General features: G+C 35.3%; 17 protein-coding genes and 1 tRNA gene. 7 read left to right on the top strand and 11 right to left on the bottom strand.

Annotation, left to right across the window (positions count from 1 at the left end):
• Nucleotides 1–239 precede the first annotated feature (239 nt).
• From V4P56_RS04265 to rpmH, 8 genes are all read right to left on the bottom strand, one after another.
• Nucleotides 240–324, bottom strand: a tRNA-Leu gene (locus V4P56_RS04265).
• A gap of 113 nt (nt 325–437) precedes the next feature.
• Nucleotides 438–1,058, bottom strand: coding sequence for a 2,3-bisphosphoglycerate-dependent phosphoglycerate mutase (locus V4P56_RS04260; RefSeq protein ID WP_455481703.1), 621 nt, complete (start codon nt 1,056–1,058; stop codon nt 438–440).
• Between the two features lie 30 nt (nt 1,059–1,088).
• Nucleotides 1,089–1,901: a 4-hydroxy-tetrahydrodipicolinate reductase gene (dapB, locus tag V4P56_RS04255; protein ID WP_455481702.1), complete on the bottom strand. Its 813-nt coding sequence runs from the start codon at nt 1,899–1,901 to the stop codon at nt 1,089–1,091.
• A gap of 331 nt (nt 1,902–2,232) precedes the next feature.
• On the bottom strand, nt 2,233–2,925 hold the full coding sequence (locus V4P56_RS04250) for a glutathione S-transferase family protein (protein ID WP_455481701.1): 693 nt from the start codon (nt 2,923–2,925) through the stop codon (nt 2,233–2,235).
• Between the two features lie 142 nt (nt 2,926–3,067).
• Nucleotides 3,068–3,712 (bottom strand): ribosome biogenesis GTP-binding protein YihA/YsxC, encoded by a 645-nt coding sequence (gene yihA / locus V4P56_RS04245; protein WP_455481700.1) that lies wholly within the window; start codon nt 3,710–3,712, stop codon nt 3,068–3,070.
• The gene (gene yidC / locus V4P56_RS04240) at nt 3,709–5,547 is read right to left on the bottom strand and encodes a membrane protein insertase YidC (RefSeq protein WP_455481699.1); all 1,839 of its coding nucleotides are present in this window, start codon (nt 5,545–5,547) and stop codon (nt 3,709–3,711) included. The genes yihA and yidC overlap by 4 nt, the downstream gene beginning before the upstream one ends.
• Nucleotides 5,537–5,929, bottom strand: a complete 393-nt coding sequence (gene rnpA / locus V4P56_RS04235; protein WP_455481698.1) for a ribonuclease P protein component — start codon at nt 5,927–5,929, stop codon at nt 5,537–5,539. Before rnpA ends, yidC begins: the two co-directional genes overlap by 11 nt.
• A 119-nt stretch (nt 5,930–6,048) precedes the next feature.
• Nucleotides 6,049–6,183: a 50S ribosomal protein L34 gene (gene rpmH / locus V4P56_RS04230; protein WP_455476768.1), complete on the bottom strand. Its 135-nt coding sequence runs from the start codon at nt 6,181–6,183 to the stop codon at nt 6,049–6,051.
• 646 nt (nt 6,184–6,829) lie between these two features.
• Between rpmH and V4P56_RS04225 the strand changes: the two genes are divergently transcribed.
• The 4 genes from V4P56_RS04225 to V4P56_RS04210 all read left to right on the top strand — a co-directional run bounded on the left by V4P56_RS04225 (nt 6,830) and on the right by V4P56_RS04210 (nt 11,202).
• On the top strand, nt 6,830–7,924 hold the full coding sequence (locus V4P56_RS04225) for an Mrp/NBP35 family ATP-binding protein (protein ID WP_455481697.1): 1,095 nt from the start codon (nt 6,830–6,832) through the stop codon (nt 7,922–7,924).
• 785 nt (nt 7,925–8,709) lie between these two features.
• Entirely contained in the window at nt 8,710–9,600 is an 891-nt protein-coding gene (gene rsmI / locus V4P56_RS04220) for a 16S rRNA (cytidine(1402)-2'-O)-methyltransferase (RefSeq protein ID WP_455481696.1), read from the top strand.
• A 4-nt stretch (nt 9,601–9,604) separates the two neighbouring features.
• Nucleotides 9,605–9,973, top strand: coding sequence for a YraN family protein (locus V4P56_RS04215; protein WP_455481695.1), 369 nt, complete (start codon nt 9,605–9,607; stop codon nt 9,971–9,973).
• A gap of 437 nt (nt 9,974–10,410) precedes the next feature.
• Nucleotides 10,411–11,202, top strand: a complete 792-nt coding sequence (locus V4P56_RS04210) for a pyrroline-5-carboxylate reductase (protein ID WP_455481694.1) — start codon at nt 10,411–10,413, stop codon at nt 11,200–11,202.
• A gap of 417 nt (nt 11,203–11,619) precedes the next feature.
• Here V4P56_RS04210 and V4P56_RS04205 read toward each other — a convergent pair whose 3' ends face one another.
• The 3 genes from V4P56_RS04205 to V4P56_RS04195 are packed head-to-tail and all read right to left on the bottom strand — an operon-like array spanning nt 11,620 to nt 15,005.
• The gene (locus tag V4P56_RS04205) at nt 11,620–13,281 is read right to left on the bottom strand and encodes a 4Fe-4S dicluster domain-containing protein (RefSeq protein WP_455481693.1); all 1,662 of its coding nucleotides are present in this window, start codon (nt 13,279–13,281) and stop codon (nt 11,620–11,622) included.
• 4 nt (nt 13,282–13,285) lie between these two features.
• Nucleotides 13,286–14,206, bottom strand: coding sequence for an electron transfer flavoprotein subunit alpha/FixB family protein (locus tag V4P56_RS04200; protein WP_455481692.1), 921 nt, complete (start codon nt 14,204–14,206; stop codon nt 13,286–13,288).
• 52 nt (nt 14,207–14,258) lie between these two features.
• Entirely contained in the window at nt 14,259–15,005 is a 747-nt protein-coding gene (locus tag V4P56_RS04195) for an electron transfer flavoprotein subunit beta/FixA family protein (protein WP_455481691.1), read from the bottom strand.
• A 566-nt stretch (nt 15,006–15,571) separates the two neighbouring features.
• On the opposite strand from V4P56_RS04195, the gene V4P56_RS04190 reads away from it, so the two are divergent.
• From V4P56_RS04190 to V4P56_RS04180, 3 genes are all read left to right on the top strand, one after another.
• A complete protein-coding gene (locus V4P56_RS04190) occupies nt 15,572–16,471 on the top strand; it encodes a hypothetical protein (RefSeq protein ID WP_455481690.1) in 900 nt (299 codons plus the stop codon).
• A 161-nt stretch (nt 16,472–16,632) separates the two neighbouring features.
• Complete coding sequence (locus tag V4P56_RS04185) at nt 16,633–17,553, top strand: sulfite exporter TauE/SafE family protein (protein WP_455481689.1); 921 nt, start codon at nt 16,633–16,635, stop codon at nt 17,551–17,553.
• Nucleotide 17,554: 1 nt separating this feature from the next.
• Nucleotides 17,555–18,355 (top strand): TIGR02186 family protein, encoded by an 801-nt coding sequence (locus V4P56_RS04180; protein WP_455481688.1) that lies wholly within the window; start codon nt 17,555–17,557, stop codon nt 18,353–18,355.
• Nucleotides 18,356–18,377 lie beyond the last annotated feature (22 nt).

Genomic DNA, 18,377 nt, shown 5'->3' with positions numbered 1-18,377 from the left:
TATTCGCAGATTTTAAAATATAGGATAGTAAAATAAAAAAACTGAAATAGTATAATGGATTTAGATGGTTTTCTTTTACGCCAGCAATTGTTTTTTAGAGAGCATAGTTAGATTTCCAATAGCTTATTTAAAGTTCCGCTTAGCGCTTTTAATTAAGCAATAAGAGGTGGATTATCAGGTAGATTAAAAAATAACAAAAATGACTAAATTATTGATTATATTGTATTATTAAAATAAAATGGTGCCCAAAAGAGGACTCGAACCTCCACGCCTTGCGGCACAGGTACCTGAAACCTGCGCGTCTACCAATTCCGCCATCTGGGCTAGAAAATCTATCTAAGTTTACGAAGCAATGCTGTCAATCAAATTATAGAATTTACTCTTTAAGCTAACAAGTATTGAATTAAATTACTTCTGTCCGTTATAATTTCAAAAATTTAAGGTGTGACGATTATCTTTGATGAAATTGTTGAATCGGAATTGAATGTATAAATAATAGGAATACCAGTTGCTAATTCTTGAGATATAATTTCCTCATCGTTTAGACCTTCAATTGCCATAATAAGTGCACGAAGAGAGTTACCATGGGCAGCGACCAAAACAGTTTGACAGCGTAAAATGTGAGGTTGGATATGGTAAAGATAATAAGGCCAAACACGTGCACCAGTATCGCGTAGACTTTCCCCATTAGGTGGTGCAATCGCATAAGAACGACGCCATATTTGTACTTGTTCTTTCCCCCATTGCTGACATACTTCCTCTTTATTCAGACCAGATAGATCGCCATAATCACGCTCATTTAATGCTGGTGTTTTTACCAAGTGTAAATCTGGTTGTCCCATTTGTTCTAAAATATGCTGGGCTGTTTTTTGTGCTCGCTGTAAGGCAGATGTATAAGCAATATCAAATTTTAAACCAGCAGCTTTAAGATTTTTCCCTGCTATTATTGCTTCTGCATGGCCTTTTTCTGTTAAATCTGGATCTTTCCAACCAGTAAAAAGATTTTTGATATTCCATTCACTTTGTCCATGCCGAATTAATACAAGCGTACGTTCCATTATAAATTCTCTATGTCAATTGTTGATTGTTTAAAAATTATCGTCTAATCCCAAAACATTAAGCATTGAATAAAGTCCATTTTTGTGTTTCTTTGCCCATAAAGCTGCTTTTAATGCACCATTGGCAAAAATAGAGCGCTCTTGCGCTAAATGTGAAAGAACGATACGTTCATTTGAGCCAGCAAAAGTAACACTGTGATCTCCAATGATTGTTCCACCGCGTGAACAGGCAAAGCCAATAGTACCTTTTTTACGCTTACCGGTATAGCCATTACGTTCGCTGACGCTGATATTCTTAAGTATAACATTACGACCTTCGGCTGCAGCGTGTCCAAGAAAAAGAGCTGTTCCAGAAGGAGCATCAACTTTGTCAGAATGATGCATCTCGTAAATCTCAATATCGAAATCATTAGCTTCCAATGTTTTGGCTGCTTTCTTTACAAGACTAGCCAAAAGATTAACTCCAAGGCTCATATTTCCAGATTTAACAATAGTTGTATATTTTGCAAAAGTTGCAATCTGTGCTTCTTCTGTTTTACTAAATCCAGTTGTTCCTATAATGTGAACTAATCTTTTTTGAGCAGCATAGTTAGCATAGAGAATACTAGCTTGTGGTTGGGAAAAGTCTAAAATACCCTCTGTATTAGAGAAAGCGTTTTCAGGATCGTCGGTAATACGAATTCCAAGAAGTTTTGAATCAATCAATGTGCTGACATCTCTTCCTGCAAGAGGTGATCCCTTGCGTACCAGTACAGCACAAAGCTCTATATCATTTCTACGCTGAATAGCCGCAATTAGCTCGCGTCCCATTTTTCCATTACCGCCAACAACCGTAAGGCGCATATTTATCTCCTTATGACACTTTATTTTTTGAGTATAAGAAAATTCTCTTCTTCTTTCTAACGGTTTTTTCTATATGGAGGGGAAAAATTTTCCTCTTTTTAATTCTTTGAAATAATTATTGGTTTAGATAAGTTTATGATGAGTGATTTATTTGTTATTGTTATAAAATTATCATTTAGATGTATTCCAATAAGCTTTTAAAATATATGTTTTGGGGAGTGATGTGAGAGTTATATAGATATATTCGAATCTATAAGATTTTATTGTAGCAGAAGTATATTAGGAGCATATTATCTGTTAAATATTTCTTATATTTATTTAGCAAAAGTGCTCAAAAATCAAGGTCTGCGTAATAAGGACTAGCTGCAATTCCTCGGACACGGTCTGTTAAAAGAGAGCGAAAAGAAGGTCTTGACTTAATTCGCATATACCAGTCTTTGGCTGCAAGAAATTTATCCCAGTCGATTTCTCCTAAAAAATCAAGTACAGAAACAGCAGATGCAGCTGCTAGATCTGCATAAGATAGCTTAGAGCCAACTAACCAGTCTCGAGATGCACAGAGCCAATTTAGATAATTCATATGTGGTGAAATATTGGCACGCGCATTGCGTAAGATTTGTGAATTAGGGGCGCCGCCGCCAATAGCCAATGGCATTTCACGCTTATAGATTCGTTCTCGCACGATATGGCGTGTAGCTTCATTTTCAAATTTATTTAAAAACCAGTCATTTAAACGTCGTACTTCGGCGCGATCTAAAGGATTTTCTGGAAAAAAATTATTCTCTTGTCGTAAATTACCACGTGTTTCATCCAGATACTCGCAGATAACGGTAGCTCCTGATAATGGAACTTCACACTCAGCAAGGAGAACGGGTACATTTCCGGCTGGATTAAGTGAAAGAAATTCATGTCTTCTTGCCCATTCTTGCTCTTCAATTAAGTGAGTAGCTATACCATATTCATTAAGGATAAGACGTATGAAACGAGAAGCAGAAGAGAGAGGGGAGTGAAAAAGTGTTAGCATAGTCTACATTATCAAAAAGAGTTAATAATTTTTTTTCAAGTAACAGAAATTTCTATAAAGATGCTTTACTAGAAGTACAAGATTATTAATATCTGCTAGCAATCATATTTAATAAGATATTAATAACGAGAGCTACGTCTTACTATGTGATTGCTTGTAAAATGGCAGCACGCAGCTCTTCTAAACCTACTGCTTTTTCTGAAGATGTTACTAGAAGTTCAGGATAAGCTGCTGGATGCTTAAGGAGCTTTGTTTTTGTGGTTATTATTAATTTTTCGAGCATATTCGATTTGATTTTATCACTTTTGGTCAAAACAACCTGGTAAGAGACAGCTGCTCTATCAAGAAGATCAAGAACATCTGCATCATTTTGTTTAATTCCATGACGTGAATCGATCAATACATAAACACGCTTTAGTGTTGTGCGACCTCGTAAATAACTAAAAACTAAATGTGTCCATGTATCGACTAGATTTTTAGGTGCTTTAGCAAAACCATACCCTGGCATATCTACGAGTGCCATAGGGGGAAGATCTCCTAATTGTCCACTGAAACCGTCAGGCACGAAGTAATTAAGTTCTTGAGTACGTCCTGGTGTATTTGAGGTTCGGGCTAAGTTTTTTTGTTGGACAAGTGCGTTAATCAAGGATGATTTCCCAACATTGGAACGTCCTGCAAATGCAATCTCTGGTGGTCCTTCAGGTGGAAGAAAGTGTATTGTGGGTACACCACGAATAAAAACCCAACTACGAGAAAAAATTCCAGAAAAGGGAGGGCATTTTGTCATTCATGTACTTCTGTTTTTGGTGATTTTCGCCACATTGCTTTAAGATTATTGTAGAGCTCAATTTTAACACCTTGACGTTTCATCATAATACTTTGCTGAATTATTGACAATATATTGTTCCACGCCCAATAAATGACAAGACCAACAGGAAAAGAAGCTAGCATGAATGTAAAGATGATTGGCATCCAAGTGAAGAGCATAGCTTGTGTTTGATCTTGAGGTGTTGGGGTCATACGCATTTGTAAAAACATCGTTATCCCCATAATTAAAGGCCATGCACCAAGCATAAGAAATGTTGGAACTGTGTAAGGTAATAGGCCAAAAAGGTTAAAAAGAGACGTTGGATCAGGTGCTGCTAAATCTTTGATCCAACCAAAGAAAGGTGCATGCCGCATTTCAATGGTAATATACAACACTTTATAAAGAGCAAAGAATATTGGAAATTGAATCAACATTGGCCAGCAGCCTGCAAGAGGATTGATGTTTTGTGTTTTATACAATTCTACCATTTCTTGTTGTTGTTTGATGCGATCATCTGGATATTTTTCTTTGATTTCCAATAGCATTGGTTGGATAAGCTTCATACGCGCCATAGATTTATAAGACTTATTTGCAAGCGGAAATAGAAGTATTTTCAAGAGAACTGTGACAAGAAGAATGGCGACACCAAAATTACCTGTCTGCTTATAAAGAATGTCAATGAGGGAAAACATTGGTTTGGTGATAAAATCAAACCACCCCCAATCAATTAAAAGGCCAAATTTTTGAATTTGCAGCTCATTTTGATAATTATTAATTATCTCAACTTGTTTTGCACCAGCAAAAAGATAATTTGTAACAGTTTTTGTTTCATTAGGTGCAATAGTTAAAACTTCACCGAGTAAGTCAGATTGATAATGGGTGTTTAGGTTATCAAAATAGATAAAGCGGCTTGTATATTCTTTATTTTGTGGTGGAATAACTGCTACAGCCCAATATTTATCAGTGATACCAATCCAACCTCCTGTAACTTTAGAAAAAGTTATACTTTTTTGACCATTATCAGGGTTTGGATTAAGCTCCTCTAAGTCTTTGTATTTTTCAGTTTTTAATGAATTTCCTGCAATACCAATCATACCTTCATGGAGCAAATAAGTTGCATTTGTATGTTCTGGTGGAGCTGCACGGGCAATTCGAGCATAAGGGGAAAGATTTATCAGTTTATCACTCTCATTACTGATAGAATCTTTAATGGTAAACATGTAATGGTTATCAACTGAAAGGATGCGGCGAAAAATCTGTCCTTGCTTGTTATTATAGATTAAAGTAACGGGTGTTGAAGGGGTAAGTGTTGTATTATTTCCCTCGATTTGCCATTGTGTATCAGGTTGTGGTAATGCTTTTGCTGACAAAGATGAACTTATAAAACCAAATTCAGCAAGATAGGTCGTTTTAAACCCCTTAGGGTTTAATAAAGCGATATTCGATGATTTCTTATTTGCTTCTAAGTGATATTTTTTGAGAAAAAGGTCATCAAATTGTGCACCTACAAGATTAATTGACCCTTCAAATTCGCCAGTTTTAATCGCAATACGATTTGTTTTAGCCAATTCAGCATTCCGACTCTCAGGAGTCATTAGATCATTGATTGTATATTTTGATCCATGTGTTGGTGCAACATCAGAGAAATTTGTATGAGCAGTTGAAGATGTTAACTGCTGTTTTGACAATTGCTGTGCGATTATTTGTTTTTGTTGTAGCTCATTCTGTTTTGGTATAACATAAAAAAAATGCCATGCAATAAGCACTACAAAAGACAAGCTAATGGCTATAAAGAAATTGCGATTATATTCCATTTGTATTACCCTGTTGTCGCTGCTGGTGTTTTATTTTTGGCTTTATACGTCGGTTTAATTCACTAATTAAAGATGTAAAAGGTGCATGGAGGGCAGAAGAGTGCGCTACAATAACATAATCTGTTCCTGCTTCCATGTTATTTGTTAAACCAACCCTGACTGCTTCGCGCAAACGCCTTTTTATACGATTACGTTTTACGGCATTGCCATTTTTACGTGTAACAGTAAAGCCTACACGCGCGACAGGAGGATGCTTCATTTCCACTGTTTGCTCACGAGATTTGACTTCAAGCAAAAATAAAGGACCACGTCGTTTCTCTCCTGTACGTACAGCTAAAAAATCCGCTCTCTTACGAATGCGACAGGGATGTTTTTTTTTCATAAAGGACGTTTCAAAATTTCGCTAAACACTTGCAGAAGCAAGCATCAAAGGTTGACAATAAAAATTTCACAATAAGAAAATGATAAGTAATATTCAACCTGTTGTGAAAGTTTAAATATTCAAGTAGATAATCGTTTACGTCCACGGGCACGCCGAGCCGCAATAACTTTACGGCCACCAACTGTTGCCATGCGTGCGCGAAATCCATGACGACGTTTACGAACAAGTTTAGAGGGTTGGTAAGTACGTTTCATTTATTTAAATACCGCGGTGTGCGGCCCTTCTTACTTCTATAGGCATTTATACACTATAGTAAACAATCTTACTCCTATTAAATGATAACTAACCCATAAGGAAAAACACAAAAAAAGTCAATCTTAGATTATTTTTCTATTTCTTTAAAAAAAAATATAATAATCGATGACAGATATTTATTTTATGTGCGCCACTTTTAATTTCAGGAAAATAGTTATTAATTTTAATGATTTTAGTCTATAATTGCTACTTCATATACTGAAGATAAATGACCAAAGCATTAAGAGGTTAAAGAAAGAATGGTACCTTATTGCTTTATGGTTGTAAAAAATGTTTTTCTGGATACAAAAAACTCTATATTTTGCATAAAAATATGATGGTTTTTAGCTTTTAAAGCGCTGATATAAACATTTATGAAGTGATTAGGTGATAAAACATATTTGGTAGGATTTTGTAATAGATTTTACACCTAGAATTTTTTATTAGAGGTTGGTTTGGTATTTTGAAAGAGATAAGGTATATGATATTTATACTTTATAATTCGTATATTTCGTATATAGAGACAGAAAATTTTCAGGTAATTAATCTCAATATTTTTCGTTCTTAGTGCTATATTCTCTGGCATTTGTATAGAGAGGAAAGAGCGTGAGTTTTATCACAAGCGAAGCTATCCGAAAAGAGTTACATAAAATCCAAGGGTTGGGTTTTGAAAGCGATATTGTATCGCTGGGGCTTCTTTCAGAAATATTTATTGCTAATGGTAAGGTTTTTTTTTCCATTACGGTTCCTGATGGGCGTGTACAGGAGTGGGAATCGTTGCGCCGTGCTGCTGAAGAAGTGGTGTGTGCTATGGATGGAGTTGATTCTGTTTTTATCACCCTTACAGCAGAAAAAAAATCAAAGGTACCTTCTCAGCCACGTAAAGGTGAAGCTTTTTCTTCACATAAACGTCGGACAAATATGTTGCCTGTAAAAATGCCAGTAGAAGGTGTGCGGCATGTAATTGCGGTTGCTTCTGGAAAGGGGGGAGTTGGCAAATCTACAACAGCGATAAATATCGCCTTAGCTTTACAGGATTCTGGTTTCAAAACAGGTTTAATGGATGCAGATATTTATGGCCCATCTTTACCACGTTTGACAGGATTGATTCATCAAAAACCACAGCTTGTTGCTGAGAAAAAGATTCAACCGATTGAAAAATTTGGTCTTAAATTGATGTCAATGGGATTTTTAGTGGAAGAAGAAAAGCCGCTGGTATGGCGTGGGCCTATGGTGATGGCAGCTGTGACGCAATTGCTGAGAGATGTTTTATGGGATCCTCTTGATGTTTTGGTAATTGATATGCCACCAGGTACAGGAGATGCGCAATTGACGCTTACTCAACAGGTACAGTTATCTGGTGCATTGATTGTTTCTACTCCTCAGGATCTCGCTTTGATTGATGCTCGTAAAGCGATAGAAATGTTTATGAAAGTTGGTGTTCCCATTTTAGGTCTCATTGAGAATATGAGTTATTTTATTGCTCCTGATACTCGGAAACGCTACGATATTTTTGGCTATGGTGGTACGCGTGCAGAAGCAGAACGCCGAGGTTTACCTTTTTTAGCAGAAGTGCCACTTGATGCAGCTTTACGATCTTCTTCAGATGATGGTGTGCCAATCTTTGTTGCTAGACCCGATGAGGAGCATGCTAAGCTTTATCGTTCGGTTATTGATCAAGTAAAAAACAAATTTTTTTAAATAGTAGAATTTGCCAGAATACAATAATTAAAAAATATAAGGCACTATTTTTATGATAATTCTAGAATATTGATGCTTTATTGTTGGATTAGATATTCTAGATGTGAAATAAAAAAATTAATCATGCAGTTGGGTAATTATTTCTGTTATTATAAAATGAGCTATCGATTTGTTTTTGTTGATAAAGTGGAATAGGATAAGAATTTTATTCAGGGATAAAAAAGTATTTTCTAATATAAAATTTCTGGATATTAATTGTATTGTCGCAAAGTCTATAAAAATATTATAGAATTAAATGCTTCGATACTTTGTTGTAAAAGTATTGCAGATAGTTGTTTCTTCCGTCAAAGAAAACAGTCTATTTTTATTTGAGGTGGAAGTTTTTCTATTGATGGATCAGGTTGATTTAGCAAATGCGAGTTATAGAAGTCATCTAAAAAATTTAGCCTTAAAAAAAGCTAAGCAAAATTGAGATACTGGAATAAGAAAAATTATTGCTTCCACTCTTAAAATGGGAGGGGTAAGGAAAATTATTGAAGCTGGTTGATATCGATCATACTGGGAATTCGTTTTGCTAAAGTAATAATAACAATTAAAATATTTATGATACCAAGAATGATGCTTGGTGTTGAGGTAAGCTATCTTATTATGGTACGGTCAATTATTTAAGCGATTGATCTTAATGGAAGCAAAAAAATGGCAAAATTGTCTATTGTCTTATGATCATGAATAAAGGGATTGATGAGGTTTTATGGAGAGAGATTATTTAATTGTGAAAGCAAAGCATGAGTGAGAAGGTATATATTATAGGTACTCATACTTATTTTGTGCCCATCATAGAACCAGCACTTTATCTTGTGGCAACGCCTATTGGAAATCTTGCAGATATAACTATTCGTGCTTTACAGGTGCTTGCAGGTGTTGATATTTTAGCGTGTGAAGATACACGGGTAACACGTATTTTATTAGAACGTTATGGTATTCAGAAAAAACTATTTCTTTATCATGAATATAATGCAAAAAAAGCAGGATCGAGGCTATTAGCAGCGTTAGCAGAAAACAAGACTGTGGCACTGATATCAGATGCTGGAACACCGCTTATTTCTGATCCTGGTTTTAAATTGGTAAAAGAGGCACGTGAAGCTGGTCATAAAATCATTCCGATTCCTGGTGCATCAGCTCTTTTAGCTTCTCTTGTAACGACAGGGCTTCCAACAGATAGTTTTTTCTTTGCAGGTTTTTTGAGTGCTCGTAAGGCACAACGCCAAAAGCGATTGAAACAATTAATGACTATTCCTGCAACTTTAGTTTTTTATGAATCACCTCATCGTCTTGTTGAAACTTTGCAGGATATGGTTTCTATTTTTTCTGCTGATCGTCCTGCTGCAATATGTCGTGAATTAACAAAAAAGTTTGAAACAGTGGATGTATCTAATTTAGGTAATTTGTTTGAAAGCTATAAAAAACAAGCACATATTCGTGGAGAAATTGTTGTACTTGTTGGGGAAGCACTTACTTCCTTGGAAGTAATGAGTAATCAAGAGATTGATCAAATGTTGTTAGAATTAGCGAGTATACACTCTACTGCTAAGGCAGCTTCTTTAGCTGCAAAGAAAACTGGTTTAAAAAAGCAGGAGCTTTTTCAGCGATTAACTTTTTTAAAGGATATGCTGTAATATTATGCAAAAAGAACACAGACAAAAATCTTTTTATCGAGGTGTTCGTGCAGAAAAATGGGCAGCTTGGTGGTTACGTTTCAAAGGATTTCACATTGCTGAAACTCGTTTTAAAACAAAGTGTGGTGAAATTGACTTAATAGCGCGGCGTGGAAATCTTGTTTTAATCGTTGAGGTAAAAGCACGTTCAACATTAGTTGAAGCAATGGCTGCTGTTTCTCGGATAAATGAAAGGCGGATTGAAGCAGCAGCTGATATTTGGTTAGCACGACAAAAAGATCATTCTCTTTTATGTATACGCTTTGATCTGATTGCAATTTTACCATGGCGTTTGCCACACCATATTCCAGCATTTTTTACATCTTATAAATGAAAATTTCTATTCCATTTAAATCATAATAGATAAAAAATATTTTGTTTTTATGTATATATTTTTATGACATAGGTTGAGTTTATGATATGGATTGAAAAAATAAGTAACAGTTTGAGCACTATGAAAAGCGAAATATAGATGATTATGAAAAATTTATAATTGATTTGTTGATTATTTTTTTGGTGCTAATTATTGATGGTATTATATATAGTTAAGGCATATCATGTTCAATGAGTAAGCTAGATTTTTTATTTACGTTACCAGTTTTTGTTGATTAATTTTCCGCTTTTGCAGTTTTTTTGATGGGTGAAAAATCTATTTTGGATTAATTGTTTTTGTTATGATCTGCATTGCTTCTTCAGTTAGTATTTATATTAGTTAAAATGTATGAAGTATTGGTTGAGCTCTATTTAAAATTATGAAAGCGAGGAGTAGAAATGAAAATTGGTTTTTTAGGCACAGGTAAAATCAGTGCTTCAATGGTGGATGGTTTAATGGCAAGCACTTTTGACATTCTTTCCATTATTGTTTCGCCTCGTAATGCACAAATAGCAGAGCGCCTTTCGCACGATTATGATAAAGTTACAATTGCTGAAAATAATCAAGTCTTGTTGGACACTAGCGATTGTGTTTTTCTTTGTTTACCTAATCAAACTGCAGAAGAGATCCTGCGTCCTCTTTATTTTCGTCCTGAACAGATTGTCGTTTCTGTGCTTGCTATGGCAAAGGCAGCAGAAGTTGAAGGATGGATCAATCATAAGATTTATCGTGCTGTTCCTCTTCCTTTTGTTGCAGAATGTAAAAATTTGACACCAATTTATCCTGATCACCTTTTTTTACGTACTTTATTTGATGCGTTGGGTGGTACATTAGTGTTGGAAGCAGAAGAACAATTTGATCTCTTTATGACTGCTGGTTCATTAATGGGGGTTTATTTTAATTTTATAGAAACGGCACATCAATGGCTGATAACAAAAGGGTTAAAGAAGCAGCAATCAGCAGATTTTCTTGCTATAATGTTTGCAAATCTTACTGATGAAATGAGAAAAATGATAGCAATTAATTGTCCTTCATCTCTTGATTTTGCATTGCTTGAGAAAGAGTTTTCAACAAAGGGGGGAACAAACGAATTTTTATCAAATTGTTTTTCTCGTCAAGGAGGAAGAACCGCTTTAACAGGGGCTCTTGAAACTACTTTGCAGAGAATGAACAATTTATCTAAAAATTAAAAAATATTTGATCAATGTTTTTTCTCTAATCCAAATGAGGAGGATGTTGATGTACTTGTTTCCTGTTTATGCGAACATAGAATTCGTAAAGTTGTTTTCTAGGTATGTTCAACAGTGAATAAATAAGTTGATATTAAAAATTTTTCTGTAACTATTAAAAATAACCAAAATATCTTAGTCATTATTTTTTTATCTCTTGATAAGAATTTTTCAATAAGAGCGCGTTATATATTTTTTGAAACAAAAAAGCTCTTAATGCAATGGTACAAATATTTTACTGTAAGTGTGGTACAAAGTGCATTTCACATTGTAAAAGAACTAGATGTATTGATGAGAAAGGATGAGATATCAATTTAAAGAAAGCGCTATCATTGATCAAGTTTTTATAGATTCTCATTTTAAAAGAATAAATAATAATTACATATTTGGGTAAATTGGTCCCTCATTGCCTTGTGGGCAGGTCCAGTTTATATTTTGACTGGGATCCTTAATATCACATGCTTTACAATGTATGCAGTTTGAAGCATTGATAACATAAGTTTGTTGATTATTATGATTTATCCATTCGTAAACAGCAGCAGGGCAATAGCGTGCAGAAGGCCCTCCGTAGATTGCATATTCAGAGTTTTTCTGTTTTTCTAGTGAAGCTATTTTTAAATGGCAAGGCTGATTTTCTTCATGATGTGTATTAGAAAGCACGACACTGGAAAGGCGATCAAAAGTTACAATACCATCTGGCTTTGGGTAAGCAATAGGTTGAAATTTTTCTGCTGGTTCAAGACATTCATGATCTTCTTTTCCATGAGAGAGTGTTTTAAATAAAGAAAATCTGAAAAATTGTTGCCACCATATATCAAAGGCGGCAAGTTTGATTCCATATTTTGTGCCATATTTTGCCCAAAGTGGTTTGGCATTACGTACCTTATAAAGATCTTTACCAATGGGGCTTTCGCGCCAATATTCTTCTATTTCTTTTACTTCATCATGTGCTCGGCCTTGAGCAAGAGCCATAGCAATTTTATCGGCTGCTAGTATGCCGGATAAGATGGCATTGTGTGCTCCTTTCATACGAGGGACATTAACAAAACCCGCAGAGCAGCCAATAAGTATTCCACCAGGAAAAGTGAGTTTTGGTACAGATTGCCAGCCACCATCATTAATGACGCGTGCACCATAAGAAAGGCGTTTACCGTCTTTGAAGATCTCATACAGTTTAGGGTGTGTTTTAAAACGTTGAAACTCTTCAAATGGGGAAAGATAGGGATTTTTATAATTTAAGTGTACAATAAAGCCGACAGAAATTAAATTATTTTCTTGGTGATAAAGGAACCCACCACCACCAGTGTTATCATCTAATGGCCAACCACTGAAATGCTGAATTAAACCAAGTTTATGTTTTTTAGGGTCAATTTCCCAAAGCTCTTTGAGCCCTAGACCAAACTTTTGTGGTTCACGGTTTTTGCTGAGATCAAATTTCTTTATTAGTTGTTTTGTAATTGAACCACGTGCTCCTTCTGCGACTAGAATGTATTTTGCCAGTAAGGCAATACCAGGCATATAATTTTTTCCAGGATTTCCATTTTTTTCAATTCCCATATCACCAGTAAGAACACCAATGATGGCTCCATTATCATTCTGGATGATATGTGATATAGCAAAACCAGGATAAATTTCGACACCGAGTGCTTCAGCTTTTTTGCCTAGCCAGCGGCAAACATCGCCAAGTGAAACGATATAGCAGCCATTACTTAATAAAATTTTTGGGCGAAAAATATTAGGAAGTATTGTGGCGCTTTTTGGCTTAAGAAAAAAAAATTGATCACTCGTAACGGGTGTTTTGAAGGGATGATCATGTTCATTTTTCCACTCAGGCAAGAGAGTATCGATGCCGATAGGATCAAAAATTGCACCAGATATAATGTGTGAACCGACTTCAGCACCTTTCTCAACGATTGTGACAGAAAGCTCAGGATTAATTTGTTTTAGACGAATTGCGGCAGAGAGTCCTGCGGGGCCTGCACCTATAATCACTATATCAAATTCCATGCTTTCGCGTTGGTGGTGTATAGATGAAGTCATGGTCTTATAAAGCTTTCTCAAATTCGGGAATAATTTGATGAAGATCACCTACAAGAGCATAATCAGCAATCTGCATAATGGGAGCTTTTTCATCTTTATTAATGGCTACAATAACTTGCGCGTTCATTATACCAGCTAAATGCTGAATTGCACCAGAAATACCAACAGCAATATAGAGTTCAGGGGCAATGATTTTGCCTGTTTGTCCGATTTGCCAATCATTAGGAGCATAGCCTGCGTCAACTGCTGCTCGGCTTGCACCTAAGGCAGCTTGTAGTTTGTTTGCAAGGGGCAGAAGGAGTGCCATAAATTGCTCTTGCGAACCAAGACCCCGTCCACCTGCTACAACAACGCGAGCTGAAGTAATATTAGGACGATCACTTTTATTGGTTTCTGCTTTAATAAAAGAAGAAAGATTTGGATTGGGCGCTGGTTCTACTATTTTAATAGGAGCGGGGTCATTTTTTTTAGGGGTTGGTGTGAAAGAGGCTGTTCGTACTGTTATAATTTTTCGATGATCACTGGTACGTACAGTTTCAATAGCATTTCCTGCATAAATCGGTCGTTTGAAAGTATTAGGTGTAACAACTGCAATAATGTCTGAAATTTGCATAAGATCAAGAAGAGCAGCTACACGTGGCATCACGCTTTTACCAGTGCTGGTGGTAGCCGCCATGATCACATCATAATCATCAGCCAGTTTAGTTATTGTATCTGCTATAGGTTCAGCCAATTGATGCACTAAATAATCAGCTTCAGCAACAAGAATTTGCCGCACACCAGCCAATTTTGCACTTTTTTCAGCAAGTTCTTGAACTTTTGCTCCACAAACTAAAATATCAATATCGTTGCTGATTTCTTGAGCAGCGGTGAGCACTTTTGCAGTTTCTTCTGTGTTATGTTCAGCCAATAAAAGAATTGCCATAAATTTTTATCCTTTTACGCACTTTTGTGTTTGATCTATTGGTTATCAAATATTAAATGCGATTTGTTTGTTTTAGTGCATCGACAAGCTCTGTTACATTAGCTACTTTGATACCAGCTTGACGGGGAGGTGGCTCTTCAACACTAAGAACTGTTAAGCGTGCCTGTGTATCTACACAAAGATCGACAAGTGCTTTTTGTTCAATGGGTTTCTTTCTTGCTTTCATAATATTGGGTAAAGAAGTATAACGAGGTTCATTTAACCGTAGATCAGCAGTCATGACTATGGGAAGAGGGAGGTGAATAGTTTGTGTACCATTATCTACTTCGCAGATGACTGTAGCATGCCCATTTTCTATATCCAGATGCGAGGCAAAAGTCGCTTGTCCCCAGCCAAGAAGAGCGGCTAGCATTTGTCCGGTTTGATTGCTATCATCGTCAATGGCTTGTTTGCCCAAAAAGACCATATCTGGTTTTTCTTCATGAACAATAACTTTAAGAATCTTAGCAATTGCCAAGGGTTCAAGTGTCTCTTCAGTTTTTACAAGGATAGCACGGTCAGAGCCCATTGCAAGTCCTGTGCGGAGGGTTTCTTGTGCTTCTTCTGATCCAATTGAAACAAGAATAACTTCCGAAACTTTACCAGATTCTTTTTGGCGGATTGCTTCTTCTACAGCAATTTCATCAAAAGGGTTCATAGACATTTTCACATGGGACAGATCAACACCTGTGCTATCGGGTTTGACACGTATCTTGATATTATGATCAACAACACGTTTGACAGCAACAATTATCTTCATGATAATCCTCTTTGTTTATGTGATCACAAGTTTATAGTAATAATTACGAGAAACAAAATGATCTAGAACAGAGCTTCTATTATTATTTCTTTAAAAATATATAAGTTTTCTTATGTTTGTCTGTACTCTTTAATAACTTTGTCATCAAATATTTTTCTTTTTTTACAGCTTAATAATTATCTCCTTGCCTTGGGTAAGAGCAGACGAATCGATGAGTATTCATTGCAAAAATTGAACGCATTTATCAAAGTTTATAAAATAATTTTATGAAAGGAACTTGAAACAGAAAGGGTTAAGAGTGAGCTATGAATAACAAAATGAGGATATCCTTTTTTAGTTCCGTATTCTCAATTTATAACAGGTGTGATATGCATTTAATATTATGGTAGAATAGTGAAAAAGTAAAATGAGGAGACATTTTTTAACTCAAATATTAAGAGTAGACAAATCAAATATTATTATTTCAGATTTTTCTGATAATTTTTAAAGCTCTATTTACTAAAATAGAGCACACTTCTTATTTATTCATGTGATTCTTTAAAAAAGATAAATGAGGGGTAGTATTTGTGAATACCAAGAGTCGTATTATAAATCAGACTATTCGTGATAAATCTCCTTCTTTTGTTGTTGAAAAAAATGAGGCGGTGAATGCGTCTGTTAAAGTTGCGATGTCTGATATTGCTACCAAATTACACTCTGTTTCTGCACAAATGCAAATGAAGCATTCGCTTTCTGCACAAACGCAGACGAAGCATTCATCTCGTCGTTCTTTGGCATCACAGGATTTTATGGATAATGGCTTAAAATCTTATTTAGATGACATTAGTCGAGCGATTTTAGCAGAGCATTATATGCGTCGTCAGGAAGAAAAAAAGTGTTTTGAGCATTTAGAGCAGATTAAAATACTTGTTCAAGGTTTGCATAACGAAAAGAAAAATCAGCAAGAAACTACAATAACACAGAATATTTTTCGTACAAAATCGCCTGCTTCTGTTGTGCATCACCTTGCTCATATGGCATGTAAGGAAAGAAAAATTCCCTCTTCACATCAAAAGGTACAAAATTTTTCGAAACAAAACAGCGTGAATATAATCCAAGAGAATACTGTAAAAGCATTGCAAAAAGACAGACAAAGCCTTTCATTAACAGATGCTGTGAAGCCTTCTTTAAAAAGAGTTTATAGGCCTGTAGCAGAACGTATTGATAGGCCTGTAGCGCATTCTATAGTAAAAGAAAATCATTCTAATACTCAAGCATCTTGTGGTTTTATTAAAGGTGATCAGTATACTCCTTCTTTAAAAACAGAGTTTTTGGGAATTTTCTCTTTTTTACGTTATTTTGATTTTGTTAAAAAATTTCTTACATATTTTTTAATTATTGCATCTATAGCAGGGATAACGTTATTTTTTTACAGATTTTTACAGAAATCTCATTTTTTTGATTTTATGATGTTTCTGTTAAATTAATAGAATAGATATGAGGGATATATGAGTGTAATTCATAATTTTGCAAAGGTATCTATGGAATCTTAAACTTTGTTTTTTTAATAAAGCAAGGCTTATTGAAATTGAAGAAGAGCTTTGAAATTATTCAAAACAAACTTAAAATTATATTGAAGGCTCTGTAAGTGAGTATTTATTTACCAATTGCTGAAATGTCACTAAACATGCTGATTTTGATTAGTATGGGAGTGGTTGCTGGTTTTTTTTCTGGTCTTTTTGGGATTGGTGGTGGCTTTTTAATCACACCTTTATTACTTTTCTATAATATTCCTCCTGCTATTGCTGTTGGAACAGGAGCTAACCAGATGATTGCATCATCTGTGACAGGAGCAATTACACATTTCAGAAGACGCACTCTTGATATCAAACTTGGTATTCTTTTGGTAATTGGAGGAGGAATAGGTTCTTTAATCGGGATTCAGATTTTTTCTATTTTGAAGAAATTGGGTCAATTAGATTTAATCATTTCGCTCCTTTATGTAATTCTTCTTGGGGTTGTAGGAAGCTTGATGATTATTGAAAGTTGGTATGGTATGATACGGCAGCGTAAGGTACAAGAATCGCATGTTCGTTTTACCGGTCGACATCTTTGGATCCATCGACTACCTTTTAAAATGCGTTTTCGAACATCTATGATATATGTTAGCATCATTCCAATTTTAGGAATTGGTTTTATTGTAGGGTTGTTGTCTTCTGTGATGGGAATTGGTGGGGGTTTTTTTATGGTGCCAGCACTAATTTATCTTTTACGCGTTCCAACGAGCGTGGTGATTGGAACTTCACTTTTTCAAATTACATTTGTATCTTCTTTTACTACAGTTTTGCAAAGTATGAGTAATCAGTCAGTTGATATTGTTTTGGCTTTTTTGCTGATGCTTGGGGGAAGTATTGGTGTGCAATATGGAACACGGGCTGGACGAAAATTAAAGGCTGAACAGTTGCGTATAGCGCTTGCATTTTTAGTGTTGATTGTATGTATGCGTTTAGCTTTTCAATTATTTATACGCCCTGATAATCTTTTTTCTCTTAATATTTTTATGATATAAAATGGGCAAGTTATCTCTTTTATGTATCATTATGAGCTTGTTTTGTGTAGTCACTTCTTCTGTATCAGCATATGTCAGAAAAGAAACAGCATCAGTTAACCATGAGACTATTCAAATTATTGTGACAACAAATACGATCATGATTGATACATATTTCGATGGTCGTGATCTTTATATTGCAGGTGTTTTGGAAAACATTGATCCACTATATTCTCGACAGAACCGTTATGATATTGTTGTTAGCTTAGAAGGACAAACTCAACCGATTATCATACGGGAGAAGAAGCGTAATGCTGGAGTTTGGATTAATGCAGATTCTCTCATTTTTAAAAATGCTCCTCTTTTTTATTCAATGGTAACAACACGTGAAATTGATGATATCACTAGCGCTGAAAATTATAGACGCTTGGGGTTGGGATTATCTTATTTTTTGTTGCAGACGGATGAAAAAGATCAAACAAAAATACAAACCTTTCGTAATGAATTTATAAAATTGCAAAAAGCTAAAAAACTTTATAATGAAGAAGTGGGTGGCGTTCATTTTGGTTCTAGTACACTTTTTACTGCACATTTTCAGTTGCCAGCAAATATTCCTGTTGGGCATTATAAAGTTCATGCTTACCTTTTTCGTGATGGGCAGTTTATTGATAGTGCGATCACGACTTTTGAAATAGTTAAAGCACATATCGCTTATACAGTTTTTTATTGGGCTCACGAGCATAGTTTTTTGTATGGTGTTATTGCGGTGATTGTAGCTATTAGCACAGGCTTTTTATGTCGTTTAATTTTGCAAAAGGATTAGCAATAGGGTAGTCTCTAAAGTA

Source organism: Bartonella sp. B35(2025) (assembly GCF_053794465.1).
The sequence above is the reverse complement of the archived record's forward strand: the minus strand, read 5'-3'. Positions and strand labels throughout refer to the sequence as shown.